The organism is Pseudonocardia sp. NPDC046786 (assembly GCF_040645415.1).
In the GTDB taxonomy this organism is placed as follows: Bacteria; Actinomycetota; Actinomycetes; order Mycobacteriales; family Pseudonocardiaceae; genus Pseudonocardia; species Pseudonocardia kongjuensis.
Genome location: NZ_JBEYYF010000008.1, coordinates 1 through 25,444, shown reverse-complemented (window position 1 = coordinate 25,444; position 25,444 = coordinate 1). Strand labels below are relative to the sequence as shown.

General features: G+C 72.8%; 27 protein-coding genes. 15 read left to right on the top strand and 12 right to left on the bottom strand.

Annotated features, from left to right (window positions below; translation table 11 throughout):
* Positions 1 to 20 precede the first annotated feature (20 nt).
* Genes ABZ881_RS12085 through ABZ881_RS12075 form a run of 3 tightly spaced genes read right to left on the bottom strand, consistent with a single transcriptional unit; the run spans position 21 to position 1,542 of the window.
* Complete coding sequence (locus tag ABZ881_RS12085) at positions 21 to 377, bottom strand: Asp23/Gls24 family envelope stress response protein (protein ID WP_358484000.1); 357 nt, start codon at positions 375 to 377, stop codon at positions 21 to 23.
* Positions 374 to 934: an Asp23/Gls24 family envelope stress response protein gene (locus ABZ881_RS12080; protein WP_358483998.1), complete on the bottom strand. Its 561-nt coding sequence runs from the start codon at positions 932 to 934 to the stop codon at positions 374 to 376. The genes ABZ881_RS12085 and ABZ881_RS12080 overlap by 4 nt, the downstream gene beginning before the upstream one ends.
* Positions 925 to 1,542 (bottom strand): sigma-70 family RNA polymerase sigma factor, encoded by a 618-nt coding sequence (locus ABZ881_RS12075; protein ID WP_344020638.1) that lies wholly within the window; start codon positions 1,540 to 1,542, stop codon positions 925 to 927. The genes ABZ881_RS12080 and ABZ881_RS12075 overlap by 10 nt, the downstream gene beginning before the upstream one ends.
* 122 nt (positions 1,543 to 1,664) lie before the next feature.
* Between ABZ881_RS12075 and ABZ881_RS12070 the strand changes: the two genes are divergently transcribed.
* From ABZ881_RS12070 to ABZ881_RS12030, 9 genes are all read left to right on the top strand, one after another.
* Positions 1,665 to 1,841, top strand: coding sequence for a CsbD family protein (locus ABZ881_RS12070; protein WP_344020636.1), 177 nt, complete (start codon positions 1,665 to 1,667; stop codon positions 1,839 to 1,841).
* Positions 1,842 to 1,937: 96 nt separating this feature from the next.
* Positions 1,938 to 2,231: a hypothetical protein gene (locus tag ABZ881_RS12065; RefSeq protein ID WP_358483996.1), complete on the top strand. Its 294-nt coding sequence runs from the start codon at positions 1,938 to 1,940 to the stop codon at positions 2,229 to 2,231.
* 227 nt (positions 2,232 to 2,458) lie between these two features.
* Complete coding sequence (tig, locus tag ABZ881_RS12060; RefSeq protein ID WP_358483994.1) at positions 2,459 to 3,946, top strand: trigger factor; 1,488 nt, start codon at positions 2,459 to 2,461, stop codon at positions 3,944 to 3,946.
* Positions 3,947 to 4,267: 321 nt separating this feature from the next.
* Positions 4,268 to 4,870 (top strand): ATP-dependent Clp protease proteolytic subunit, encoded by a 603-nt coding sequence (locus ABZ881_RS12055; protein ID WP_344020913.1) that lies wholly within the window; start codon positions 4,268 to 4,270, stop codon positions 4,868 to 4,870.
* Positions 4,871 to 4,902: 32 nt separating this feature from the next.
* Positions 4,903 to 5,562: an ATP-dependent Clp protease proteolytic subunit gene (locus ABZ881_RS12050; protein ID WP_085913253.1), complete on the top strand. Its 660-nt coding sequence runs from the start codon at positions 4,903 to 4,905 to the stop codon at positions 5,560 to 5,562.
* Between the two features lie 238 nt (positions 5,563 to 5,800).
* Positions 5,801 to 7,093 (top strand): ATP-dependent Clp protease ATP-binding subunit ClpX, encoded by a 1,293-nt coding sequence (clpX, locus tag ABZ881_RS12045; RefSeq protein WP_358483992.1) that lies wholly within the window; start codon positions 5,801 to 5,803, stop codon positions 7,091 to 7,093.
* A 153-nt stretch (positions 7,094 to 7,246) separates the two neighbouring features.
* Positions 7,247 to 8,644 (top strand): OFA family MFS transporter, encoded by a 1,398-nt coding sequence (locus ABZ881_RS12040; protein ID WP_358483990.1) that lies wholly within the window; start codon positions 7,247 to 7,249, stop codon positions 8,642 to 8,644.
* Positions 8,641 to 8,778, top strand: a complete 138-nt coding sequence (locus tag ABZ881_RS12035; protein ID WP_358484397.1) for a hypothetical protein — start codon at positions 8,641 to 8,643, stop codon at positions 8,776 to 8,778. The genes ABZ881_RS12040 and ABZ881_RS12035 overlap by 4 nt, the downstream gene beginning before the upstream one ends.
* A gap of 79 nt (positions 8,779 to 8,857) precedes the next feature.
* Positions 8,858 to 10,417, top strand: coding sequence for an alkaline phosphatase D family protein (locus ABZ881_RS12030; RefSeq protein WP_358483989.1), 1,560 nt, complete (start codon positions 8,858 to 8,860; stop codon positions 10,415 to 10,417).
* Between the two features lie 115 nt (positions 10,418 to 10,532).
* Here the strand turns inward: ABZ881_RS12030 and ABZ881_RS12025 are convergent, their stop codons facing one another.
* From ABZ881_RS12025 to ABZ881_RS11990, 8 genes are all read right to left on the bottom strand, one after another.
* Positions 10,533 to 10,961, bottom strand: coding sequence for a PPOX class F420-dependent oxidoreductase (locus tag ABZ881_RS12025; RefSeq protein WP_344020587.1), 429 nt, complete (start codon positions 10,959 to 10,961; stop codon positions 10,533 to 10,535).
* Positions 10,954 to 11,700 (bottom strand): DsbA family protein, encoded by a 747-nt coding sequence (locus ABZ881_RS12020; RefSeq protein ID WP_358483988.1) that lies wholly within the window; start codon positions 11,698 to 11,700, stop codon positions 10,954 to 10,956. The genes ABZ881_RS12025 and ABZ881_RS12020 overlap by 8 nt, the downstream gene beginning before the upstream one ends.
* Entirely contained in the window at positions 11,697 to 12,992 is a 1,296-nt protein-coding gene (locus ABZ881_RS12015; protein ID WP_358483987.1) for a methyltransferase domain-containing protein, read from the bottom strand. Before ABZ881_RS12015 ends, ABZ881_RS12020 begins: the two co-directional genes overlap by 4 nt.
* Positions 12,989 to 13,846, bottom strand: coding sequence for an iron-containing redox enzyme family protein (locus ABZ881_RS12010; RefSeq protein WP_358483986.1), 858 nt, complete (start codon positions 13,844 to 13,846; stop codon positions 12,989 to 12,991). The genes ABZ881_RS12015 and ABZ881_RS12010 overlap by 4 nt, the downstream gene beginning before the upstream one ends.
* Positions 13,843 to 14,676 (bottom strand): dihydrodipicolinate synthase family protein, encoded by an 834-nt coding sequence (locus ABZ881_RS12005; RefSeq protein ID WP_358483985.1) that lies wholly within the window; start codon positions 14,674 to 14,676, stop codon positions 13,843 to 13,845. The genes ABZ881_RS12010 and ABZ881_RS12005 overlap by 4 nt, the downstream gene beginning before the upstream one ends.
* Positions 14,673 to 15,176 carry a DUF6190 family protein gene (locus ABZ881_RS12000; RefSeq protein WP_358483984.1) on the bottom strand — a complete coding sequence of 168 codons (504 nt, stop codon included), beginning with the start codon at positions 15,174 to 15,176 and terminating at the stop codon, positions 14,673 to 14,675. The genes ABZ881_RS12005 and ABZ881_RS12000 overlap by 4 nt, the downstream gene beginning before the upstream one ends.
* Positions 15,173 to 16,384: an aminotransferase class I/II-fold pyridoxal phosphate-dependent enzyme gene (locus ABZ881_RS11995; protein WP_358483983.1), complete on the bottom strand. Its 1,212-nt coding sequence runs from the start codon at positions 16,382 to 16,384 to the stop codon at positions 15,173 to 15,175. Before ABZ881_RS11995 ends, ABZ881_RS12000 begins: the two co-directional genes overlap by 4 nt.
* 1,219 nt (positions 16,385 to 17,603) lie before the next feature.
* Complete coding sequence (locus tag ABZ881_RS11990; protein ID WP_358483982.1) at positions 17,604 to 17,933, bottom strand: rhodanese-like domain-containing protein; 330 nt, start codon at positions 17,931 to 17,933, stop codon at positions 17,604 to 17,606.
* Positions 17,934 to 18,016: 83 nt separating this feature from the next.
* Here ABZ881_RS11990 and ABZ881_RS11985 point away from each other — a divergent pair, with 83 nt between their 5' ends.
* From ABZ881_RS11985 to ABZ881_RS11960, 6 genes are all read left to right on the top strand, one after another.
* Positions 18,017 to 18,481 (top strand): MarR family transcriptional regulator, encoded by a 465-nt coding sequence (locus tag ABZ881_RS11985; protein ID WP_358483981.1) that lies wholly within the window; start codon positions 18,017 to 18,019, stop codon positions 18,479 to 18,481.
* Complete coding sequence (locus ABZ881_RS11980; protein ID WP_358483980.1) at positions 18,478 to 18,999, top strand: hypothetical protein; 522 nt, start codon at positions 18,478 to 18,480, stop codon at positions 18,997 to 18,999. Before ABZ881_RS11985 ends, ABZ881_RS11980 begins: the two co-directional genes overlap by 4 nt.
* Before the next feature lie 64 nt (positions 19,000 to 19,063).
* Complete coding sequence (locus ABZ881_RS11975; RefSeq protein WP_358483979.1) at positions 19,064 to 20,410, top strand: acetamidase/formamidase family protein; 1,347 nt, start codon at positions 19,064 to 19,066, stop codon at positions 20,408 to 20,410.
* 52 nt (positions 20,411 to 20,462) lie between these two features.
* Complete coding sequence (locus ABZ881_RS11970) at positions 20,463 to 23,105, top strand: valine--tRNA ligase (protein ID WP_358483978.1); 2,643 nt, start codon at positions 20,463 to 20,465, stop codon at positions 23,103 to 23,105.
* Between the two features lie 5 nt (positions 23,106 to 23,110).
* On the top strand, positions 23,111 to 24,829 hold the full coding sequence (locus ABZ881_RS11965; protein ID WP_358483976.1) for a folylpolyglutamate synthase/dihydrofolate synthase family protein: 1,719 nt from the start codon (positions 23,111 to 23,113) through the stop codon (positions 24,827 to 24,829).
* On the top strand, positions 24,826 to 25,236 hold the full coding sequence (locus ABZ881_RS11960) for a DUF4233 domain-containing protein (protein WP_358483975.1): 411 nt from the start codon (positions 24,826 to 24,828) through the stop codon (positions 25,234 to 25,236). Before ABZ881_RS11965 ends, ABZ881_RS11960 begins: the two co-directional genes overlap by 4 nt.
* Before the next feature lie 108 nt (positions 25,237 to 25,344).
* Here ABZ881_RS11960 and ABZ881_RS11955 read toward each other — a convergent pair.
* On the bottom strand, positions 25,345 to 25,444 hold a 100-nt coding region (locus ABZ881_RS11955; RefSeq protein ID WP_358484387.1), incomplete at its 5' end, for an integrase core domain-containing protein.

Below are 25,444 nucleotides of genomic sequence, written 5' to 3'. Positions count from 1 at the left end.
GGGACGGCGGCGCGGGCGCGCTAATCGGGCAGGGCGATCTCGGCGATCGTGACCCGGACCCGGGGGACCAGCCCGGTCGTCGCGGCGATCTCCTCGGACACCTCGGCCCGCACCCGGGCGGCGAGGGCGGCGCACTCGGTGCCGAACCGGACCGCCACGGTCACCCGGACCTCGGCCTCCGAGCCGTGCACCGTCGCGATGACGCCCTGGCTGCGCAGCTCCGCGGGTACCGGCTCGCGGGGGAGCCACTCCGCGGCCAGCCCGAGCAGCGTCTGCGCCACGTCGCCGACCAGCATCTCCACCCCGGGCACCGAGCGGGCCCGGTACGCGGCGACCCGGGCCAGCGATAGATCGGAGACCCGCAGCCTGGTCGTCATCGTCGGGTCTCCGCCGTGTCGTCCCACAGGTCCTCCACATGGATGTCGACGCCGGCGATCGGGACGCCGAGGGTGCGCTCCCCGGCCGAGATGACCATCTGCCGGACCCGGGCGGTGACCGACGCCAGGTCGACCCCGAACCGGGCGGTCACCGTCATCCGGACCCACACCGGTGCGGCGCCGGGCTCAGCGGGCCTGCGCTGCTCGATCCGGCAGTGCCGGGCGCGCAGCCCGCCCATCGAGTCGACGACGTGCCGCAGCGCGGCCTCCGCGGTCGGCCTGCCCAGCCAGGTGTCCGGGCCGAGGGCCAGCAGCTCGTGCGGGCGCAGGTCGGCGACGACCGCGCCGAGCACCTGTTCCAGCACCGACGGCGGCGGCCGCAGCGGCTCCGCCGCCATCCGGGTCACCAGCCCGCCGAGCCGGTCGTGGTCGGCCCGCGCCGACCGGCAGTGCGGGCAGCCCAGCTCGTGCTCGTCGAGCGTGCCCGCCTCCGCGTGGTCCCAGACGTCGGCGGCGTCGCGGCCGCAGGCCAACGGCTCCACCTGCTCTACCGCCATGCCCGCATCCTCTCCGCCAGCGCCGTCCGTGCCCGGTGCAGACGACCGCGCACGGCCGTCTCGGAGGCCCCGGTGATGTGCGAGATCTCCGCGTAGCCCAGTCCCTCCAGCTCGCGGAGGACCCAGCAGGTGCGCTGGTCGCCGGGCAGGTCGGCGAGCGCGCGGGACAGCGCGGCCAGCTCGGCGTCCACCTCGGCGGCCCGCTCCGGCGAGCCGGACCCGGCGACGAGCATGGCACCGGCGGCGTCGTCGTCCGGGAGCGGCACGGTGGGCCGCTTCCGCCGCATCAGCGCGGTGCACCGGTTGGTCACGATCCGGTACATCCAGGTGGAGAAGGCGGCGTCGCCGCGGAAGGTCCCGATCTTGCGCCAGGCATCGATGAGCGCCTCCTGCAGCGCGTCCTCGGCGTCCGCGCGGTGCCCGAGCACCCGGACCGCGACCCGGAACAGCGCGTCCTGGTGCCGGCGGGCGAGCTCGGCGAAGGAGTGGACGTCGCCGTCCTGGGCCCTCGCGACCAGCGTCAGGTCGTCGAGCGCCGGGCGGGCCGCGGCCGGCGCGGCGGCCTCCGGGACCGCGGACGCCCCGGATGCCGGGTCGGTGGCCTGCACGGCGGCGTCTCGCTCCTCGATGTGTGGGAACGGGTCTGTCGGGTACCCGATCCGGGACAGCGACGGTAGCGAGGGCGTCGTCCTCGCGCCCGTCGGACACGCACTCCGGAGGGGGAACGCGGATGGGACTCGGCGACAAGGTCAGCAACAAGACCGAGGAGCTCGGCGGCAAGGCCAAGGAGGCCGCCGGCGAGGCCACCGACGACAAGGACCTTCAGGCCGAGGGGAAGGCCGATCAGGCCACCGGCAACCTGAAGCAGGCCGGCGAGAAGATCAAGGACGCCTTCACCAAGGACTGATCCCGCCGTCGCACGCCACCGCGCCCCCGGACCCGGTCCGGGGGCGCGGTCGTGTTCCGGTGCCGCGGGACCGGTTCCGGTGGCTAGGCTGCCCGGGTGACCGAGCGGACGGGCCCGGGGCCCGAGGACGTGGCGGCGGCCGTGCTGGCGCATCCCGCCGTGCTGCGGCTCGACGGTGGCCCGTTCGGCACCGTCGCCTCCTACCTGCCGGGCCTGCGGGTGTACGGGGTCCGGCTGGGCGACCCCGTGGAGATCGCCGTGGTCGTCGCGCTGGGCAGACCGTTCGGCGAGATCGCCGGCGAGGTCGCCGCGCGGGTCCGCGCGGTGCTCGGCGACGAGACCCTCGAGGTGGAGGTCACCGTCGCCGACGTCGGAGCCGTGGCGAGCTGAGGCCGGGGGCGTTGCGACGCGACGCACGCCCGGCCCGACGCACCGTGACCGGCCTCGCCTAGACTCGCGCGGGCGCCCCGCCGCCAGCCGAGCACGTCCGACGTGCCCGCGCCCGGCCAGGAGAGACCCCCGGGTCGTCCGCCGTACCGGCAGGTGGGTCACAGCACAGACCGGGGGCCGCTGCACGCGGCCCGTTCGCACAGCCGTACCGCCCAAGGAGTTCCACCGTGAAGAGCACCGTCGAGCACCTCAGCCCGACGCGCGTCCGGATCAACGTCGAGGTGCCGTTCGACGAGCTCAAGCCCGACTTCGACCGCGCGTACAAGAAGATCGCCGAGCAGGTCCGCATCCCCGGGTTCCGCCCGGGCAAGGCGCCGGCCCGCATCCTGGAGGCCCGCATCGGCCGCGGCCCGGTCCTCGACGAGGTCGTGAACAACGCGATCCCGACGAAGTACCAGGAGGCCGTGGTGTCGTCCGAGGACGTCACCCCGATCGGCCGCCCGGAGATCGAGGTCACCGAGATCGCCGACGGCGAGCGCCTCGCGTTCACCGCCGAGGTCGACGTGCGCCCGGAGATCGAGCTCCCCGACCTCGCCGGCCTGACCGTCGAGGTCGACGAGACCGAGGTCTCCGAGGACGACGTGACCGAGCAGCTCGACCAGCTGCGCGCCCGGTTCGGCACCCTCGCCGGCGTCGAGCGTCCCGCCCAGGACGGCGACTACGTCCAGATCGACCTCTCCGCGGCCGTCGACGGCACGGAGATCGAGGAGGCCACCACCACCGGCTTCTCCTACGAGGTCGGCCAGGGCGGCCTGATCGAGGGCATCGACGAGGCCCTGCAGGGCATGTCGGCCGGCGACGAGAAGACCTTCACCTCCACGCTGGTCGCCGGCGAGTACGCCGACCGCGAGGCCGAGATCACCGTGAAGGTGACGACGGTGAAGGAGCGGCACCTGCCCGACGCCGACGACGAGTTCGCCCAGCTCGCGTCGGAGTTCGACACGCTCGACGAGCTGACCGAGAACCTGCGCGAGCGGCTCGGCCAGTCGAAGCGGATGGAGCAGGCCGCGCAGGCCCGCGACCGGCTGCTCGACAAGCTGGTCGAGGGCGCCCGGGTCGGCGAGGACCCGGTCCCGCTGCCGGAGAGCGTCGTGCAGGCCGAGGTCGACACCCGCGCGCACGACGCGGTGCACGCCTTCGACCACGACGAGGACAAGTTCGCCGAGTTCCTGTCCTCGCAGGACAAGACCCGCGAGCAGTTCGACGCCGAGACCCGCGAGGAGGCCGAGAAGGCCGTCCGGTACCGCCTGGTGCTCGACGCCCTGGCCGACGCCGAGCAGATCTCGGTCGGCGACCAGGAGCTCACCGAGCGGATCGTCTACCAGGCCCAGCAGTACGGGATGCCGCCCGAGCAGTTCGTCCAGCAGATCCAGCAGGCCGGCCAGCTCGGCGTGATCTACCAGGACGTCCGCCGCTCGAAGGCGCTCATCACGGCCGTCCGGTCGGCGTCGGTGACGCTGCCCGACGGCGAGGCGGTCGACCTGTCCGACCTGCTCGGGTCGGACGACGACACCGAGGACGGCGCCGTCGAGGAGGTCCCCGGCGAGGTCGTCGCGACCGACGACGCGACCGACGGCGGGACCGACACGGGGACCGCCGGGTCCACCGACGGCACGGCCGAGCAGGCCGACGAGAAGGCCGACGCCAAGGCCTGATCCGGTCCACCGACGGCGCCGGAGCGCCGACCGGCCGGGTCCGGCCGGCGCTCCGGCGGACCGGTCGGTGCGCTCTCGGCGAACATCGGGCGTCGCTCCCCACGTGGGCCTCCCGGTCCGCGTAGGGTCGGCCCCGAACCGGTCCCCACGAGGGCCGGAGCGGGTTCGCAAGACCCGACACCGGAGAACGAGAGCGATCCAGAGGAAGACTTTCTCCGATCCGGCGGGCGCCTCGCGCCGGCCGGGCGAGACTTCGGAAAGCAGGGTGAAGTGAGCCAGCAGGACACCGGCCCGCTCCAGGGCCGCGGAACCGGGGCGCAGATGCGATCCGGACTCAGCGCCATGTCGCTGTCCGACTCGGTCTACGAGCGGCTGCTGCAGCAGCGGATCATCGTGCTCGGCCAGCAGGTCGACGCCGAGATCTCGAACCGGATCGCGGCGCAGATGCTGCTGCTCGCGGCCGAGGACCCCGAGAAGGACATCGAGCTCTACATCAACTCGCCGGGCGGCTCGGTCACCGACGGCATGGCCGTCTTCGACACCATGAACCTGGTGCCGTGCGACGTGTCGACCACGGTGATGGGGATGGCCGCGTCGATGGGGCAGTTCCTGCTCTCCGCCGGGGCCCGGGGCAAGCGCTTCGCGCTGCCGCACGCGCGGATCATGATGCACCAGCCGTCCGCGGGCGTCGGTGGCACCGAGGCCGACATCACGATCCAGGCCGAGCAGTTCCGCCGCACCAAGCGGGAGATGGCGGAGCTGATCGCCGAGCACACCGGCCAGACCGTCGAGACCATCGAGCGGGACTCCGACCGGGACCGCTGGTTCTCGGCGCAGGAGGCCCTCGAGTACGGCTTCGTCGATCATGTCGTGACCCACGCCGGCCGGGCGCCGGGCGCGGGATCGCAGAACGGGAGCGCCTGATGAGCACCTTCGATCCGCGCCACCCGGAGTCGATGGCCGACCTGCGCGGCCCCGGCGGCTACGCCCCGGACCCGGCCCGCGCCCGGTACGTGCTCCCGTCCTACGTGGAGCGCACCAGCTACGGGGTCAAGGAGTCGAACCCGTACAACAAGCTCTTCGAGGAGCGCATCATCTTCCTCGGTGAGCAGATCAACGACACCTCGGCGAACGACACCATGGCCCAGCTGCTGGTGCTCGAGTCGCTGGACCCGGACCGCGAGATCTCGCTGTACATCAACTCGCCCGGCGGGTCCTTCACGTCGCTGATGGCCATCTACGACACGATGCAGTTCATCCGGCCCGACATCCAGACCGTCTGCCTGGGGCAGGCGGCGTCGGCCGCGGCGGTGCTGCTCTGCGCCGGCACCCCTGGCCGCCGGATGGCGGTCGAGAACGCCCGCATCCTGATCCACCAGCCGGCCACCCAGGGCGTCTACGGCCAGGTGTCGGACCTGGAGATCCAGGCGACGGAGATCTCCCGCATCCGCAAGCGGATGGAGGAGGTCATCGCGCGGCACTCGAACCGCACCGCCGAGCAGGTGCGCGAGGACATCGACCGGGACAAGATCCTGACGGCCGAGGAGGCCAAGGACTACGGCCTTGTCGACGAGATCGTGCAGAGCAGGAAGCTGTCCGCCACCAGCGGCAGGTAAGCGACATCCGGTCACCGGTGGCCGCCGTGCCACCGGTGACCGCCCGCCGACCCGCCGCCGAATCGGACTCCCCGAGAGTCCCCGGCGGCGGGTCCGGGCAGGTACCGTCTCCTCCGGAGACCTCGACGTGGCTTCGGGGGCCTGCGGTGAGAGTCGGAGCCACGCCGCGTCGGTCGAGCTCGGGCTCGTCGGACGGGTAGACGCGAGAACGCCGGACCAGGACTGGGGATCGACACCTATGGCACGCATCGGCGACGGCGGGGACCTGCTGAAGTGCTCGTTCTGCGGGAAGAGCCAGAAGCAGGTCAAGAAGCTCATCGCCGGCCCCGGCGTCTACATCTGCGACGAGTGCATCGATCTCTGCAACGAGATCATCGAGGAGGAGCTGGCCGAGGCCGGTGAGGTGAAGCTCGACGAGCTGCCCAAGCCCGCCGAGATCCACGAGTTCCTCGACCAGTACGTCGTCGGGCAGTCCGGCACCAAGCGCACGCTGTCGGTGGCGGTCTACAACCACTACAAGCGCATCCAGGCCGGCGAGCGGAACCGCGCCGCCGGTGGCGACGGCGGCGACCACATCGAGATCGCCAAGTCGAACATCCTGATGCTCGGCCCGACCGGCTGCGGCAAGACCTACCTCGCGCAGACCCTCGCCAAGCTGCTCAACGTGCCGTTCGCGATCGCCGACGCGACCGCACTGACCGAGGCGGGCTACGTCGGCGAGGACGTCGAGAACATCCTGCTGAAGCTGATCCAGGCCGCTGACTACGACGTGAAGCGCGCCGAGACCGGGATCATCTACATCGACGAGGTCGACAAGATCGCCCGCAAGTCGGAGAACCCGTCGATCACCCGGGACGTCTCCGGCGAGGGCGTCCAGCAGGCGCTGCTGAAGATCCTGGAGGGCACCACGGCGAGCGTCCCGCCGCAGGGCGGCCGCAAGCACCCGCACCAGGAGTTCATCCAGATCGACACGACGAACGTGCTGTTCATCGTGGCGGGTGCGTTCGCCGGGCTGGAGCGGATCATCGGCGAGCGGGTCGGGAAGTCCGGCATCGGCTTCGGCGCCGACATCCGCTCGAAGAAGGACATGGACCCGGCGGAGAGCTTCGCCGAGACGCTGCCCGAGGACCTGATCAAGTTCGGCCTGATCCCGGAGTTCATCGGCCGGCTGCCGATCGTCGCGTCGGTGACCTCGCTGGACAAGGACGCGCTGGTCAAGATCCTCACCGAGCCGCGCAACGCGCTGGTGAAGCAGTACCGCAAGCTCTTCGAGATGGACGGCGTGGAGCTGGACTTCGCCGAAGAGGCCCTGGACGCCGTCGCCGACCAGGCGATCCTGCGCGGCACCGGGGCCCGCGGCCTGCGCGCCATCATGGAGGAGGTCCTGCTGCCGGTGATGTACGACATCCCGAGCCGCGACGACGTCGCCAAGGTCGTGGTCACCGCGGAGACCGTCAAGGAGAACGTGAACCCGACGATCGTCCCGCGGGCGCAGTCCCCGCGCCGGGAGCGTCGCGACCGTTCCGCCTGAGTATCCTCGTACCCGGCCGACGCCGGTCCTGCCATCTGGCGGGACCGGCGTCGTCGTGTGTGCGGCGGGGTGAGGCGATCGATCGGCTACTCCGGTTGCTGTACTCCGAACGGTTACTTAGCGTTGCGCTATCAACGAGCTTGAAGGAGGGCCATGACGGCCGGGTTTCTGACGAGGGAGCGCATCGTCGCACCGCCGGGATGGAGCCGCTGGCTCGTTCCGCCGGCCGCGCTGTCCATCCATCTGGCGATCGGCCAGGCGTACGCGTGGAGTGCGTTCAAGGCGCCGCTGGAGAGCGGACTGGACATCTCCGGCGTCGCGAGCGCGCTGCCGTTCACCCTCGCGATCATCATGCTGGGGCTGTCGTCCGCGCTGTTCGGCACGAAGGTCGACGCCAACGGGCCGCGCTGGGCGATGGTGGTCGCGACGGCCTGCTTCGTGTCCGGCTTCATGATCTCCGGGATCGGGTTGCACCTGGGCTGGTTCTGGCTGGTGGTGCTGGGCTACGGCTTCGTCGGCGGGATCGGTCTCGGGGTCGGCTACATCTCCCCGGTGTCGACGCTCATCAAGTGGTTCCCGGACCGGCCGGGACTGGCGACGGGGCTGGCCATCATGGGTTTCGGTGGCGGTGCCCTGATCGCATCGCCGCTGACCGCGTCGCTGCTGTCGACGTTCGGCGCGAGCGGTGACTCGCCGTCAGTGCCGGGGATCGGGAACACGTTCCTCGCGATGGGCGCCATCTACCTGGTGTTCATGTCGGTGGGCTGGCTGCTCATCCGGGTGCCCGCCGAGGGCTGGGCGCCCGCCGGGTGGACGCCGGGCCAGGCGAAGAAGTCCGGGATGATCTCGACCGGCCAGGTGTCAGCCCGCAACGCGCTGCGGACGCCGCAGTTCTGGCTGCTCTGGGTGGTGCTCTGCTTCAACGTCACGGCCGGTATCGGCATCCTGGAGCGGGCGAACCCGATCTTCCAGGACTTCTTCGCCGAGACCGGCACGGCGGAGACGCTGGCCGCCGCCGCGGTCGGGTTCGTCTCGATCCTGTCGCTGGCGAACTCGCTGGGCCGGATCGCCTGGTCGTCGTTGTCCGACGTGCTGGGCCGGAAGAACATGTACCGCATCTACCTCGGCGTCGGTGCGCTGCTGTACCTGCTGATCACGCTGATCCCGAACCAGAGCCGGGCGTTGTTCCTGGTCGCGTCGGTGCTGATCCTGTCGTTCTACGGCGCCGGGTTCGCCACCGTGCCCGCCTACCTGCGCGACCTGTTCGGGACCTACCAGGTCGGCGCGATCCACGGCAGGCTGCTGACCGCCTGGTCCACCGCCGGCGTGCTCGGGCCGCTGATCGTCAACGCGATCGCCGACGCCCGGATCGACGCCGGGGTCGAGGGCCCCGGCCGCTACACCGCGGCGTTCGCGATCATGATCGTGCTGCTCGTGATCGCCTTCGTCTGCAACGAGCTGATCAAGCCGGTGGACCCGAAGCACCACGAGCCGGAGCTGGACGCACCGGCCGACCGCGAGGCCGTCGAGTCGAAGGGAGCGCAGGCGTGAGTACACCGGAGGCCACCGCCACGTGGGGGCCGTTGCAGTGGGTCGGCGCCGTGCTGGCCTGGATCTGGGTCGGGGTGCCGTTCGCCTACGGCCTGTACCAGCTGGTGCTGAAGATCCCGGCGCTGTTCGGCTGACCGGCCGGCACCTGACGTTCATCCGGACGTCGGTCGGACGGGGGTACCGGGTCACCCCGACGGGTGAGCATCGGTCGTCGTGGTCTCCGAACGACACGTCCTGAACCGACGCGCCCTGCTGCGCACCGCGGTCGCCGGCGGCATCGCCGGCGCCGCTGCGCTCGGGCTGCCCGCCGCCGCCTCCGCCGGACCGGCCCTGCTCCGGAGCGGCCGTCCCGTCCTCACCCACGGGGTGCAGGCCGGCGACGTCCGGCCCGGCTCGGGACTGGTGTGGACCCGGGCCGACCGGCCGTCCCGGATGGTGGTCGAGGTCGCCGACGATCCGGGGTTCCGGCGCGCCCGCCGGATCCCCGGCCCGGTGCTGACCCCGGACACCGACCTGGCCGGGAAGCTGCGGGTGCCCGCGGGCACCGGCCGGGTGCACTACCGGGTCCGCGCCGAACCGCTCGACGGAGGGCCGGCGAGCGAGCCGCTGACCGGCTCGTTCCGCGCGCCGCCCGGGCCGGGCGAGCCGGTCCGGATCCAGTGGTCCGGCGACGTTGCCGGGCAGGGCTGGGGGATCGATCGCGGCCACGGCGGCATGCGGATCTTCTCCGCGATGGCCGGCCGCCGACCCGACCTGTTCCTGCACTGCGGCGACACGGTGTACGCCGACGGGCCGCTGACCGAGTCCGTCACGCTGCCGGACGGCCGGATCTGGCGCAACGAGCTGACCCCGGAGAAGGCGAAGGTCGCCGAGTCGCTGGCCGAGTTCCGCGGCCAGTACGCCTACAACCTGCTCGACGAGCACCTGCGCCGGTACGCGGCGTCGGTCGCCCAGATCGTGCAGTGGGACGACCACGAGGTCACCAACAACTGGTACCCGGGGGAGGTCCTCACCGGCGAGCCCGCCGAGGACTACACCGAGCGGCGGGTCGACGTGCTCGCCGCCCGCGGGTTCCGCGCGTTCCACGAGTGGCAGCCGCTCGATCCGCGCGCCGCCGTCGACGGGCGGGTGTACCGGCGGCTGTCGTTCGGCCCGCACGTCGAGGTGTTCGTGCTCGACATGCGCTCCTACCGTGGCCCGAACACCGCCAACACCGGGCCGGCCGAGCGGATCCTGGGGGAGCGGCAGGCGCGCTGGCTGGTCGACGCGCTGGCGTCGTCCCGGGCGACCTGGAAGATCGTCCAGTCGGACATGCCGCTGGGCGTGCTGGTGCCCGACGGCGACACCGCCTGGGAGGCCGTCGCGAACGGCCGCTCCGGGCCGCCGTCCGGGCGCGAGTCGGAGATCGCCGGGGTGCTCGCGGCGCTGCACCGCAGGCGCGTCCGCGACGTCGTCTGGGTGACGGCGGACGTGCACTACACCGCCGCCCACCACTACTCGCCGGACCGGGCCGCGTTCGACGACTTCGACCCGTTCTGGGAGTTCGTGTCCGGGCCGCTGCACGCCGGGGCGTTCGGGCCGAACGAGCTGGACCCGACGTTCGGCCCGCGCGCCGAGTTCGTCCGCGGCCCGGACCGCCCGGGCGCGTCCCCGCTGGAGGGCTTCCAGCACTTCGGCGAGCTGGACGTGGCCGGCGACGGCTCCACCCTGACCGTGCACCTGCGCGACCAGACCGGCGCCTCCCTCTGGAGCCGGACGCTCACCGCGTCCTGACCGCACACCCCTGCGCGCCGCCGCACACCCGCCACAGCAGGTGTGCGGCGGGCTCAGGGGGTGTGCGGCCGCGCCTCGGCGGCGGTCCTCCCACCGAAGGGACGTACGGTTCCGGTCAGGCGGTCGCGTCGAGCGAGGCGATGACCTTCGTCGGCCGGATCCGGACGACCAGCTCGCCGGGCACCCCGTTGCGCCTGCCGAACTCCTCGGCGCGGTCCGCGCCCATGTACCGGCCGCCGAGCGCGGTCGCGGTGCGCAGCAGCTCGGCGGGATCGTCGCTGGTCTCGGCGACGCCCTGGACCTGCACGAACGCGTACGGCGGGGCGGAGAGGTCCGCGCTGAGCACCACCCGGGGATCTCGGGCGATCGCCCGGCCCTTCGCGGTGCCGGCGCCGGTGTTGAACACGATCCGGCCGTCCTCGACGAGGAACCAGACCGGGGCGACGAGCGGCCTGCCGTCCCGTGCGGTCCAGCCGAGCATGCCGGTCCGGGTGCCCGCGTTGAGGAACTCGACGATCTCGGGGGTCAGCGTGCTGTCACTCATAGCGTGAGGTTAACCCCGCCGGTCCGGCCGCCCGGCTGACCAGCTGCTCGTAGACGGCCGGGCGGTCGGCGTCGATCACCGGGTGGCCGCGGCCGAAGCCGCCGTTGCACCAGTGCACGTCGATGCCGGGATTGGCGCTGTTGGTCCCGTCGTGCAGGAACAGGTGCGGGCTGCACAGCACCCGGCCGTCGCGGGCGGTGTCGAACTGGTCCGTCACCGCGGCCCGCGCCGTGCCGGTGTCGAGCGCCAGCGCCAGCGCGGGCACGTCGACCGCGCCGGTCTCCGCGGCGACGTCGAGCACCACGTGCCGCATCGAGATGCACCGGCCGTAGCGCCAGAACGCCCGGCGCAGCGCCCGGTCGAGCTGCTCGCTGGCCGCCCAGCCCTGGGCCTTGGCCGCGTGCACCGCCTCCAGCGGCAGCAGGGTGGTCACCGGGTAGGTCCAGTCCGGGCCCTGCCAGAGCTGCCAGCCGGCGCCGGGTTCGACGGCGCCGAGCACCGAGATCTCCGAGTCCACCCCGGGGCGCGGGTTGACCTCCCGGTTGAACAGCTCCAGCGGGAACGCCCGGATGTCGAACCGGACCACGCCGTCCAGCCGGAGCCGGGTCCGGGTGGTGTGCAGCCGGTGCACCGCGACGTGCGCGAACGAGCAGTTCAGGTCGGCGTAGACCACGATCGTGCCGGGCCGGGCGGGCAGCCGGGGATCGCCGGGCGGGGGAGCGGGTACCGATCCGGTCACCGGCGCCCCGCTGCCCGGTGGACGGGACGGGTGCCGTGCGCGAACGTCGCGACGGTCCGGCCGCGCGAGGCGACCGTGCCCTGCCAGCTGTAGCTCTGCCCGGTGCCGTCGCGGCCGGTCAGCGCGGTGCGACCGAACCGGAGCGAGATCCGGTCGCCGGCCCGCACCGGCACCGGATCGGCGATCGGCAGGAAGCAGTGTTTCCAGCTGTCCGAGGTGGTGCGCCGGGCGATGTCGTCACCGGAGATGTCCAGCCCGACGGCGGGGGACAGCTGGGCGGCGAACCAGCCCTTGAACCCGGTCAGCGTGCCGTCCCGGGTCGCCCGGAAGCAGAGCGCCACCGAGTACTCGGCCGCCGTGGCCGCGTTCTCCAGGTCGTGCTCGCGGGCCGTCTGCGGGACGGCGAGATGGCAGCTCCACGGCACGATCGCGTCGTAGTAGAGGTCGAACGGGCCGAGCGCGCCGGTGCCGGCGAGGATCTCGGCGAACCGGCTCCGGGAGATCGCGTCGGCCGGCGCCCCGCGGCCGACCTGGTGGTGCGCGTACCCGGCGTCCACCGGCACCAGGTGGGTGCCCGAGCGGATCGGCATCATCCGGCCGCCGGGCGTGAGGAACCGGCGCCGGGCGTCGGCGAGGATCGCGACGCAGTTCTCGTTGTCGGTGAGGTTCCCGAGGATCTCCGAGACGACGACATCGACCCGCCGGGGCAGCTCGACGTCGAACGAGGTCCCGGGCACCGGCACGAAGCGGTCGGCGCCGAACCCGGCGGCGGCGAGCCGCCGGGTCGCCTCGGCCAGCACGCGCTCGTCGCGTTCCAGGCCGTGCACGCTGGCGGCGCCCGCCTCCAGCGCCCAGCGGGCCAGGACCCCGGTCCCGGTGCCCAGGTCGAGCACGGTGTCACCGGGCCGGACGGTGTCCAGGACGGCGGCCCGGAACGCGGTCATCCGCAGGACGTCGCCGAGCAGCAGCTCGTGGAAGCCGGCGTCCCACTCCAGCAGGCGTTCCGACGCGGGCAGCCACACCTGTTCGGGCCGGTACTCCCGGCCGGGCACCCCGCCCCGGTGGATGGTCAGCGGCCTGGTCGCCGGCCCGGTCACCGGGCGGCCGGTGGTGAGGTCGAACGTCGTGCGGTGCAGCGGGCAGGTCAGTTGCATGTTCCGGGCGTCGAGATGGCCGTGCGAGAGCCGGCCGAGCCGGTGCGGGCACAGCGCGTCGACGATGATCTCCCGGCCGTCCACCCGGATCCGCAGCCGGTCGCCGGGCAGCTCCTCGATCGAGGGTTCCGGGATCACGACAGCGTCCGGGCCCGGTCGACGGCGGCCTCGAACGCGTCGTCGAGCAGCCCGGAGAGCAGCCGGGCGCCCACCCACAGCCGGGTGGCGTCGAGCCCACCGGCCTTCTCGACCTCGCGGATCGCGACCTGCAGCTCCTCGGTGTGGAAGGTGTCGATGTGCAGGTGCTCGGTGTAGTAGCGGCCGCCGGCGATGCGCAGCCGCGCGCACGCCCTGGCCTGGACCCGGAAGGCGTTCGGGATGCTCGACTCCAGGTAGGCCAGCGCGCCGAGGAAGTACTCGATCCGGGGGGCCCGCTGGCTGAGCCAGTAGAAGGCGTTCAGGAACCGGTAGGTCTCGTCGGCGGTGCCCGCCAGGTAGTGCTCCGGCTCGGTGGGGAGCCCGAGCTCGGCGAGCAGGTCGGCGTAGAGCATCGAGTGGGCCTGCGTGATGTTGCCGCAGCCGAACTCGTCGATCAGCACCCGCATGAGGGCCATCTGGGCCCGGATCGGCAGCCGCGGGACGGCCGGGAAGAAGTTCTGCGCCTCGGTCAGCCCGTCCAGCGCGAACTCGCGCACGACGTGCGTGAACTGCGCCCGGGTCGCCTGCTCGGCGAGGTACCGGCCGGCGTCGCTGCCCGAGCGCTCCTCGTCGAGCAGGCCGTGCAGCAGGTCGATCCAATCGCGCCGGGACCGGACCGGGCTGGTGGCCCTGGTCAGCCGCTCGACGTGCGCGACGATCCACCGCTGTTCGAGACGTTCGACGGCCGCGCAGTTCGCCGCCGTCGGGAGCGAGCGGTTCAGCCGGAACAGCTGCTCCTGCGGGCGTTGCGGCGGGGCGGCGGTGGCGGCCGCCGGTTCGGACAGTGCACTCATGGACGTTTCTCCTCCGCCCGGGTCGGGATGGGGGCCCCGCCGGGGGAGGAGAGCACTCCCCGCCGGTGGAGCTCGATCTTGAGATGACGGACGAAGTCGGGGCCGTCGAGCCCGTACCGCTCGCGTGCCGCCCGCAGCCGCTCGGTGAGCGGCGGCGAGGCCGGGTCCCTGGCCAGTGCCGCGGACAGCTCGGGTTCGACGCCGGCCAGCGAGAGCACGTAGCCGTCCACGCCGGTGTCCTCGCCGACCAGGTGTTCCATGCCCTGGAGCACCGGCACCCCGGGGCGGGAGCCGACCAGCCGACGGGTGAACTCGGGATCGCCGGTGGAGTCCTTGATCCCGACGACGGTCGGGATCCGGGCGATCCGCCGCAGGCACTCCAGGTCAGGCGTGGCGGGGGTGGCCCCCTGATCGAGGTAGACCACGACCGGCATCTGCGCACTGGCGAGCTGCGCGAAGTGCAGGTACGTGGCCTGCGGGGTGAGCCGGGCCCCGATCGGCGCGGCGACCGCGACCGCCCTGGCCCCGGCCCGGCGGGCGGCGCGGACCCGGCTCAGCGCCTCGTCGGTGCTGGTCGCGAGCACGCCCGCGACCACCGGGAGGTCCCCGGCGTAGCGGACCGTGGCGGCCACCATGTCCCGCCACTGCCGCCGCTCCAGCAGCGCACCCTCGCCGGTGCTGAGGGTGGGCAGGACGGCGTTGACGTGCGGCCGGACGGTCGCCAGCAGCCGGGCGACGGAGTCGCCGCAGACGGCACCGCGCTCGGTGAACGGGGTGACGAGCGCGGCGACGGTGCCGGTCAGCCAGCATTCCGGACGGAGGCAGCTCACAGGACCTCCCGGGGCAGGCGGACGGCGAGGGACTTCTGGTAGAGCTGCTCGATCGGTTCCGGGAAGCACGGTTCCGGGCCGGTCACCGGCTCCGGCGGGTGCACCGGCAGGCAGGCCGGGCGGCGCCGCACCAGCCGGGGGCTCGCCGAGGTCAACCGGCCCTCCCGGCGCATGACCATCCCGAGCAGCAGCCGCTCGTGGGTCGGGAACCGCCGGCACAGCGGATTGGACAGGCCGCGCTGCACGTCGGCCTCGTCGTAGGCGGGCCGGTGGATGTCGACCACGGTGTGCAGGGTGTCCATGAACGGGTAGTAGGCGTCCTGCAGGTCACGGTCGAGCCGCCAGATCGTGTCGTCGCAGCGGCCGATCTGCTCCATGCTCATGATCAGCCGGTCGTCCACCCTCGCGGTGAAGAACGACTTGCAGGCGACGCGGAGCCGTTCGTCGGTGCTGTGCATCCCGAGGAACAGGGCGGCGTCGACGTAGTCGGGAGTCGTCACGGCCGCAGGTCGTCCCCGTCGATGAGGTCGCGCAGCCGGGTCATCGCGGCGGCGAACGTCCGGGGGTCCCTGGCGAGTGCGATCCGGATGTGCGACTCGCCGTGGCCCGGATCGCTCCAGTGGAAGTGCCGCCCGGGCAGGACGTGCACGCCCCCGCGGGCGAGACGCCGTTGCAGCTCGCTCGCGGTCAGCGCCGGATGCCGGACGCTGGTCCAGGCGACGCTGATGTCGGCGACCGGTTCGGACGGTTCGAGGAACGAGCCGTCGAGCGCCTTGCGGGCCTCGTCCCGGTTCGTGCCCACGACGTGGCGCACCGAATGCAGCCGTTCCGCCGTGGCGTCCTCGATGTAACGGGTGAGTATCCGCAGGGCAAATGGAGAGACATTCAGCAGGACGCTCGTGTTCATGGCGTGCAGCTCGGCCTGGATGTCGCGGCTCGCGGTGATCAGCGCCGCTTTCACGTCCTGCGCGGGCCAGATCTTCCCGGTGTCCTCGATGGCGATGTAGCGGATACCGGAGCGTTCCAGCATCTCGTAGACGTCGAACCGGTGCAGAATGGGATCGAACAGCGTGAACGCGGCGAAGCAGAAGTCCAGCACGAGCAGCGTGTCGTGGTCCCGGCAGAACCGGATGACCTCCTCGAACCCGCGCGTGCCGTGGGCGAGCAGGCTGGAGCCGGTGGGATTGTTCGGGTCGACCAGGAAGAGCGCGTCGGTGTGCACCTGGCAGCGCAGCGAGTCGTAGATGTGGTCGGCGTCGTGCAGCGCGGACTCCGCGAGCGGCCGCAGCGGCACGCCCTGGCCGGCCAGCACGTCGTGCAGGTTGTCGAAGCACGGTTCGATCAAGGTCGCGGTGAGCCGGTGCCTGCGCAGGTAGGAACCGACGACCATGGTGCCGACCGACGCCGCGTAGGACAGCATCGACCTGTGCATCTCCCGCGCGGTGTGCTGGCCGTGCAGCCGGAAGAAGGCGTCGGTGAAGTCGCTCTCGCAGGTGGCCTGGAAGGCCGACTCGGCCTCGTACCAGATCTGCGGGAGATCGGAGACGATGAGCTCCTGGGACGTGGACTGGTACTGGTGGGTGTGCGCATCGGCCAGGTTGAACCGGGTGCGCAGGGCGGCGATCTCGTGCTGGGTCAGGTCGACCGGAGGTGCGTCCGGTGCGGTGATCCGCAGCGGATCGGGAGGCGACGTCATGTTCGCGTGCATGGCTGCTCCGTCGATGTCGGTGACCGGGCGCACCGGTTCGCGGCCTGGGTCCGGACACGGGCCGTTCGGTGTGCGGTGGAGAAGGGGGTGAGGGCGTCGACGGGACGCGTCGTGCCGGACAGGTGGCCGGCCGGTCGGTGAGTCCGGCGTGCCGTCGGTCGGGAGTCGTCGCGTGCTGCCCCGTCGAGATCGGTGTCCCGTCGGGCAGTGAACCGTCGAGGCACTGAGTCGCCGAGCACTTCGAGTCGTCAAGCGCTGAATCATCGTGCGCTGAATCATCGTGCGCCGAGTTGTCGTGCGCCGAGTCGTCGAACGCCGTGCGTCATCGAGCGCCGTGCGTCATCGAGCGCTGTGTGGCTCGTCGCGAATCCGACCGGTGAATGGGCGCCGGCTGAATGGTTGCCGACCGCCCGTGGTGCATTCCCTCCCCCCGAACGGACCGGAGTCCGCACGGTTGAGCGTGCCATAGGGTGCGTGAGCAGGCAAGTGATCAATTCAGTGGTCATGTCATCGGCAACGGAACGGAGGTATACCGGACGCCCGAATGCCGGAACGGATATCCGGGAACTTGTGAAACCGTGCTGTGAAATTCGTGGATCGGATCGTGTGGCCCGCGATTCCGGTGCGCCGGGCGGGGGTCGGGTGTGTCGGGGTGGCCGGTCCGGGGCCGGTACGGCGGTCCGGATGGGGCGGATGCGGCGGATGGGACTGATAAGCCTGATAGGGCTGATGCGGCAGATGAGATGATGGGGATGGATGGGATTGGGTGGGCCCGCTCCGCCGGAGCGGGCCCGGGTCGCGGCGGGCCCGTTGCGGCGGAGCGGTCGTCCGGTGGGCGGGTGCGCCCGGGGGGCCCGGCTGCGGCACCGCCGCGTGGGCTGCTCGGAGGTGCTGGCGCGATCGCGCCGGCCGGGTCCGTGGCGTCGTCCGCACGGGCCGGGCCGGGGTGGCGCCGTAGCCCGGTGCCGGGCCTGTGCAGGTGGCGTCGCGCGGTGCGGAGCCGCCGGGATGGCGTAGCGCGCTGCCGGACGTGTGCAGGTGGCGTTCCACGGTGCGGACCCGTGGGGGTCGCGTGGCGCGGCGCCGGGCCTGTCGGGTGGCGCCGCGCGGTGCCGGACGTGTGCAGTGCGCGGTACCGGGCCCGCGACGCGCAGCCGGGCCGGGCTGTGGTGTGGGCGGTGGCGGCATCGCGTGGCCGCACTCCCTGCACCTCGGCCGGCTAGTCCCCGGACTCGGTCGGCAGTCCCGCGTCCATCCAGTCGTCCTTGCCCTCGTCGTAGTCGAGGATGTTGGTGTAGCCCATGCCGCTGAGCCGGCGCGCGACCGTCGCGGAGTTGCGGCAGCCGGAGTTCGCGCAGTAGACGACGATCTCGGCGGCCCTGTTCGGCAGGAGCCGCGGTGCGAGGGTCTCGACCTCGTCCATCGGCAGGTTCAGCGCCCCCGGCAGGTGCGCTTTCCGGAAGTACTCCGGGGGGAGTGCCTCCACCAGGATCGCCCGTCCCGCGTCGATCCTGCTCCTGACCTCGTCCCGACGGACCAGACGGATCATCTCTTCCCCTCCCCGGTTGTATGTGCGGCCGCACGCACTCTATGGACGCGTGCGCACGCACGCAAGGGGCTAGTCTCGCGGGCATGGCCGAGGAGGTGGGAATCGCGGCGTGGCGGGCGGTGCTGCTGGCGCACAGCGCCGCGGTGCGGGCGATCGAGCGCGACGTGCAGCGGCACGGGCAGGTGTCGCTCAGCTGGTACGACGTGCTGCTGGAGCTGCGCCACTCCGACGGCGGACTGCGGATGCAGGACCTGTCCGAGCGGGTGGTGCTCAGCCGGACCCGGGTGAGCCGGCTGGTCGAGGAGATGGTCCGGGCGGGCCTGGTCCGGCGCAGGCCGGATCCCGACGACGGGCGGGTGAGCTGGGCGGTGATCACCGAGGCGGGCCGCTCGGCCCTGCGCGCGACGGCGCCGGTGTACCTGGACAGCATCCGCACCCACTTCGTCGCGCGGCTCGAGGGCGGTGAGGCCGAGGTGCTCCGCCGGGCCCTGATGCGGGTGGCCGGGCGCCCGGCCGACGAGCCGCTGCCGGGCGCGGCGCGGCGATGAGCACCCGGGACGGCGCGCCGGCCCTGCGGGCGGGGATGGTGCTGGGGCGGCAGGTGGACGGCGTGTCCTGCGGTCCGTCGGTGCTGGTGGTGACGGCCGCGCTGACCGGCGCCGGCTGGCCCGGTGCGGTCGCCGCCCGGTTCGGGGCTGCCCAGCGGCTGGCGCACCGGCAGGCCAACCGGCTGTGGCCGCGGGCGCTGGGCACCACGCCCTGGGGCATGCGGGCGTGGCTGCACCGGCACGCCCCGGCCGCGGGTCGGTTCCGGGTCCGCCCGGCCACCCGGGCGGTGCTGGGCCGGGTCGCCGCCGCCGGTCCCCCGGTGCCGGTGCTGGTCGGCTCCCGGTGGCTGCCGCGGCACTGGGTGCTGGTGGTCGGTGCCGGTGCGGACGGCCGGTGGCGGACCTACGAGCCGTCCTCCGGGCAGGTGCGGACGGTCGATCCGGAGTCGTTCCGGGACGGCTCCGCGGCGCGCTCGACCGGGTGGCCGCGGGCCTGGGCGGTCCTCCTGCCGGCCTAGCGTCGTAACGCGGCGTGCTCCGGCGGTGATCCGGACGTAACGGGAACGGGTGAGGGTTCGGGGCATGTCGGACCCCCGCTCCCTGTTCTCCGCCCTCGGCCGTCGTGACCTGTTCCGGGCGGCCGCCGCCGTCACCGCCACCGGGGGGCTGCTCGGCTGCTCGGGCGCCGGGGCGGTGCTTCCCGCGGCGGCGCACGGGGTGCTGCCGGACGGTCCGCTGCAGCCGGGCCACGGCGACATCCCCGGCGACCACTACCTGGGTTCCGAGCCGGACGCCGTCCGCTGGGGCTACGTGCCCGCGATCGGCGCCGAGCCGGTGCTGACCGTCCGCTCGGGCCAGACGGTCACCGTCGACACGGTCTCGCACGAGGGGATCCTGGAGGACCAGGGGCGCGACCCGGTCGCCTGGTTCGCCCGGCACGGCGTCGCGGCCGACGGGGTGCTGACCGACGCGGTCGCGATCGCCCGGGACTACCGCCGCACCCCGCGCGACTTCGACGCCGACGGGCCGCACGTCATCACCGGGCCGATCTTCGTCGAGGGTGCCCGGCCGGGCGATGTGCTGAAGATCGAAACGCTGTCCGCGGTACCGCGGGTGCCCTACGGCGTGATCTCCAGCCGGCACGGCAAGGGGGCGCTGGCCCGCACCCGCGACGGCGGCGCCCCGGACGGCATCACGGTCGACGAGATCATGCCGCCGGTCGGCACCGACGGCAGGCCCACCGGCGACCCGCAGCAGCAGGGGAACGTCTCGCTGTTCACCGCCGTCCGGCCGGGCGCCGACGGCCTGCCGCAGGGCGTCCTGCCCTACGGCGACGGGCAGGAGGTGGCGTTCGGGCTGCGCCCGTTCATGGGCACGATGGGCGTCGCGCACGCGGCCGCGGGCAGCGAGAACGCTCCGGAGCTCAACTCGATCCCGCCGACGCTGGGCGGTGGCAACATCGACATCCGGCTGCTCGGCCCGGACTCGGCGTTCTACCTGCCGGTCCGGTCCGAGGGTGCGCTGTTCTACGTGGGCGACCCGCACCTGGCGATGGGCGACGGCGAGGTGGCGCTGACCGCGCTGGAGGGCTCGTTGCGCGCCACCTTCCGGCTGACCGTGTGCCGGCCGGGGGAGGGGACCGCGCCGTCGCCCGCGTTCGGCTACCCGTTCGGCGAGACGCCCGACGCCTGGGTGCCGATCGGGCTGTCCGACCCGGACGGGGTGATCGGCGGCCAGGAGACCGACCTGGGCGTGGCGATGCGCCGGGCCGTGGTGAACGCACTGGACTTTCTGGAGGCCGACCGGGGGGTGGACCGAGCGACCGCCTACGCCTACCTGTCGGCGGCCGCGGACTTCTCCGTGTCCCAGGTGGTCGACCGCACCGTCGGCATCCACGGCGTCATCCCGAAGGCGCACTTCCCGACCTGAACCGCCGAACCCGGGCCGGAATCCTGTCGGTGCCGACTCGTAGACTTGACATGTGACCGAGACCCTGCCAGCGCGTACTGCCGAACTGCCCGCCAAGTGGACCCCCGGCGAGGTAGAGGGCGACATGTACCGCCGCTGGGTCGACCGCGGGTACTTCCGGGCCGACCCGGCGTCGGGCAAGCCGGCGTTCAGCATCGTCATCCCGCCGCCGAACGTCACCGGCAGCCTGCACCTGGGCCACGCGATGGACCACACGCTGATCGACGTGCTCACCCGGCGCCGCCGGATGCAGGGCTACGACGCGCTCTGGCTGCCCGGCATGGACCACGCGGGCATCGCGACCCAGTCGGTCGTCGAGCGGCGGATGGCCGCCGCGGGCGAGCCGGACCGGCACGCGATCGGCCGGGAGGCGTTCGTCGAGAAGGTCTGGGAGTGGAAGGCCGAGTCCGGCGGCTCGATCCTGGGCCAGATGGAGCGCCTGGGCGACGGCGTCGACTGGTCCCGCGAGCGCTTCACGCTCGACGAGGGTCTGTCCCGCGCGGTCGCCACCGTGTTCAAGCAGATGTTCGACGACGGCCTGATCTACCGGGCGGAGCGACTGGTCAACTGGTCCCCGGCGCTGCGCTCGGCGATCTCCGACATCGAGGTCGACCACGCCGAGGTCGAGGGCGAGCTGGTCTCGATGCGCTACGGCGACGGCGACACCTCGGTCGTCGTCGCGACCACCCGGATCGAGACGATGCTGGGCGACACCGCGGTCGCCGTGCACCCCGGCGACGAGCGCTACCGGCACCTGGTCGGCACCGAGATCGAGATGCCGATCACCGGCCGGCGGATCCCGGTGGTCGCCGACGACTACGTCGATCCCGAGTTCGGCTCCGGCGCCGTCAAGATCACCCCGGCGCACGACCCGAACGACTTCGAGGTCGGCCGCCGGCACGACCTGCCGATGCCGACGATCATGGACGAGACCGGCACGATCGCCGGGACCGGCACCCGGTTCGACGGGATGGACCGGTTCGAGGCGCGCGCCGCGATCCGCGAGGAGCTGCGCGCGCAGGGGCGCATCGTCGCCGAGAAGCGCCCCTACCTGCACTCGGTCGGGCACTGCTCGCGCACCGGCGTGCCGATCGAGCCGCGGCTGAGCCTGCAGTGGTTCGTGAAGGTCGAGCCACTGGCCCGCGCCGCGGGCGACGCCGTCCGCTCCGGGGCGACCACGCTGCACCCGAAGGAGCAGGAGCGCCGCTTCTTCGACTGGGTCGACAACATGCACGACTGGACGATCAGCCGTCAGCTGTGGTGGGGGCACCGGATCCCGGTCTGGTACGGCCCGGCCGGCGAGGTCGTGTGCGTCGGGCCGGACGATCAGCCGCCGTCCGGCGAGGGCTGGCGGCAGGACTCCGACGTCCTGGACACCTGGTTCTCGTCCGGGCTGTGGCCGTTCTCGACGCTCGGCTGGCCGGACGAGACGCCCGACCTGGCCGCGTACTACCCGAACTCGGTGCTGGTCACCGGCTACGACATCCTGTTCTTCTGGGTCGTCCGGATGATGATGTTCGGGACGTACGCGATGGGGGAGACCCCGTTCCGGGACGTCTACCTGCACGGGCTGATCCGCGACGAGCACGGCAAGAAGATGTCGAAGTCCAAGGGCAACGTCATCGACCCGCTCGCGCTGATCGACGGCTACGGCGCCGACGCGCTGCGCTTCACCATCGCCCGCGGCTCCAACCCGGGTACCGACATGTCGCTGTCGGAGGAGTGGGTCGCCGGGTCCCGGAACTTCACCACGAAGCTGTGGAACATCACCCGGTTCGCGCTCGCGAAGGGGGTCACGGCCGCCGACGCCGCGGACCTGCCCGCGGAGGCCGACCGGACCGACGCCGACCGCTGGATCCTCGGCCGGCTCGCCGAGGTGCGGGAGCAGACCGACGAGCTACTCGACGCCTACCAGTTCGCGAAGGCGACCGAGGGGCTCTACCACTTCGCGTGGGACGAGCTGGCCGACTGGTACGTCGAGCTGTGCAAGACCCAGCTCGACGACCCGGCGACCGAGCGCGGCACCCGGGCCGTCCTGCGGCACGTGCTCGACGCGCTGCTGCGGATGCTGCACCCGATCGCGCCGTTCGTCACCGAGGCGTTGTGGACCGCGCTGACCGGCCGGGAGACCGTCGTGACGGCGGCCTGGCCGACCGCCGCGGACACCGGCGCGCCGGTGGACAGGGCCGCCCACGCCCGGATCGCCGACGTGCAGAAGGTGATCACCGAGATCCGCCGCTTCCGGACCGAGCAGGGCCTGCCGGACCGTCGTTCGGTCGCGGCGCGGCTGGTCGGGCTGTCCGGCGCGGGGCTGGCCGCGCACGAGCGGGCGGTCCGGTTCCTGAACCGGCTCGACGCCGCCGGCCCGGAGTTCTCCGCGACCGCGACGTTCGAGGTCGCCACCTCCGGGGGCCCGGTCACCGTGGAGCTGGACACCTCGGGCGCGATCGACGTCGCCGCAGAGCGGTCCCGGCTCGGGAAGGACCTGGCCGTCGCCGAGAAGGAGCGCGACCAGGCGGAGAAGAAGCTGAACAACCCGAAGTTCACCGAGAAGGCCCCGGCCGAGGTGGTCGACGGGATCCGCGAGCGGCACGCGACGGCGCTGGCGGACATCGAGCGGATCGCGGCGCGGCTGGCCGCGCTGCCGGAGGTCTGAGCGGCGTGGCACCCCGGGACGACCGGTACACCTACGACCAGTTCGACGAGGAGGACTCGCCGACCTACGGCGGGGACCGCTGGGCCGAGGGCGGCTTCGGCCGCGACGACGAGGACCCCGACGGCGGATCGGCCGACGGCGCCGAGGGGGCTGACGGCCCCGGCAGTGACGGCGGCGCCGGCGGCGCGGCTTCCGCCGAATCCGAGTCCGATGACGAGGCAGATGACGGGGGCGGGGACCGGGCCGATGCCGCCACCCGCGCCGACGCCGCGGAGGCACCGGAGAAGGACGCCCAGGAGGCCGTGATCGCGGCCGTCCTGGAGCGGATCCGCGGCGGCGAGGACCCGGACGTGGTGCCCGCCCAGTCCACCGTCACCGGGTTCGCCGAGTTCCTCGCGGTCGACGCCGCGCTGGACCGGCGCTGGCCGGAGTCGGTCATGGAGCCGTCGCTGGACCGGATGCAGGCGCTGTGCGACGCGCTCGGCGAGCCGCAGCGCGGCTACCCGGTGGTGCACCTGACCGGCACGAACGGCAAGACCTCGACGTCGCGCATGATCGACGCGCTGCTCACCGAGGTCGGCCTGCGGACCGGCCGCTACACCAGCCCGCACCTGCAACGGGCCACCGAGCGGATCAACCTGGACAACCGGCCGATCAGCCCGGAGCGCTACGTCGCGGCGTACCGCGAGGTGGAGCCGGTGGTCGAGCTGCTCGACGCGAAGCGCGGCGACGGGCCGCAGCTGAGCAAGTTCGAGGTGCTCACCGCGATGGCGTTCGCGACGTTCTCCGACGCCCCGGTCGAGGCCGCCGTGATCGAGGTCGGGCTCGGCGGCCGCTGGGACGCCACCAACGTCGCCGACTCGCACGTCGCCGTCGTCCTGCCGGTCGGTGTCGACCACGCCGAGTACCTCGGCGACGACGTCGTCGCGATCGCCCGGGAGAAGTCCGGGATCATCAAGCCGGGCTCGGTCGCGGTGCTCGCGGCGCAGGACAAGCAGGTCGCCGAGGTGCTGATCGAGCGCTGCGCCGAGGTCGGCGCGCAGGTCGCCCGGGAGGGTGCCGAGTTCGGCGTCCGCGAGCGCGAGATCGCCGTCGGCGGGCAGCGCCTCGAGCTGCAGGGCCTGTCCGGCCGCTACGACGACGTGTTCCTCCCGCTGCACGGCGAGCACCAGGCGTCGAACGCGGCGATCGCGCTCGCCGCCGCCGAGGCGCTCGTCGGGGCGGGCACTGCACAGCCGCTGGACCCGGACGCGGTCCGCGCCGCGTTCGCGTCGGTGCGCTCCCCGGGCCGGCTGGAGCCGGTGCAGGGCGGGCCGGACGTGCCGACCGTGCTGCTCGACGCGGCGCACAACCCAGCCGGCGCCGCCGCCCTGGCCACCGCGCTGACCTCGGAGTTCCGGTTCACCCGGCTGGTAGGGGTGATCGGCGTGCTGGAGGGCAAGGACGCGCGGGGCATCCTCGCCGGCCTCGAACCGGTGCTGCACGAGGTCGTGGTCACCGCGAACTCCTCGCCGCGCGCGATGGACCCGGACGAGCTGGGTGCGCTCGCCGCGGAGGTGTTCGGCGCCGACCGGGTCAGCGTGGAGCCCTCCCTGCAGCTGGCGATCGAGCAGGCCGGCGAGCTCGCCGAGGAGGCGGGCGGCTCGGGCGTCGGCGTCGTCGTCACCGGGTCGGTGGTGACGGCCGGCGAGGCACGCGCCCTGTTCGGGAGGGAGCCGGAATGAGCGACATCCCGGGGGTCCCCGAGGGCGTGCGGCCGCCGCCCACCGACCCGATGAAGGGCGCCCGCGGCGTGTTCGCGGCGACCCTGATCCTCGAGGCGATCGTGGTCCTGCTGGCGCTGCTGGTGCTGCCGCAGTTCGGCAGCGGCTCCACCGGGCTCGGCGTCGGCGTGATCATCGGCCTGGCCGCGGCGATGATCGTCACCAGCGGGCTCCAACGCCGCCCGTGGGGGCTGAACGCGGCCCTGGCGCTGCAGGTCCTGCTGGTGGTCGCGGCGTTCGTGTTCCTGCCGTCCCTGGCGATCGTCGCGTTCGCGTTCGTGATCGTCTGGGCGATCCTGGTGTGGATGCGCCGGGAGGTGGCCCGGCGGATGGCGGCCGGGATGCTCCCGTCGCAGCAGGAGGAGTAGCCCGCGATACCACTGACCACACCGACGAGGTCGACCGCGCCGCCGCCTGGGTGACGACGAACTTCCGGGAGGCGCTCGACCGGCTCGGCAGGGCGTGACCCGCTACCTCTAGCTGTGATGCCCAGCCAGGTTGGTCAACCTGGTGATGGGCGCGGCCTTCCCGATTGCTGAGTGGGGCCGGTGGTGGTTGTACTCGTGGAGCCATGCT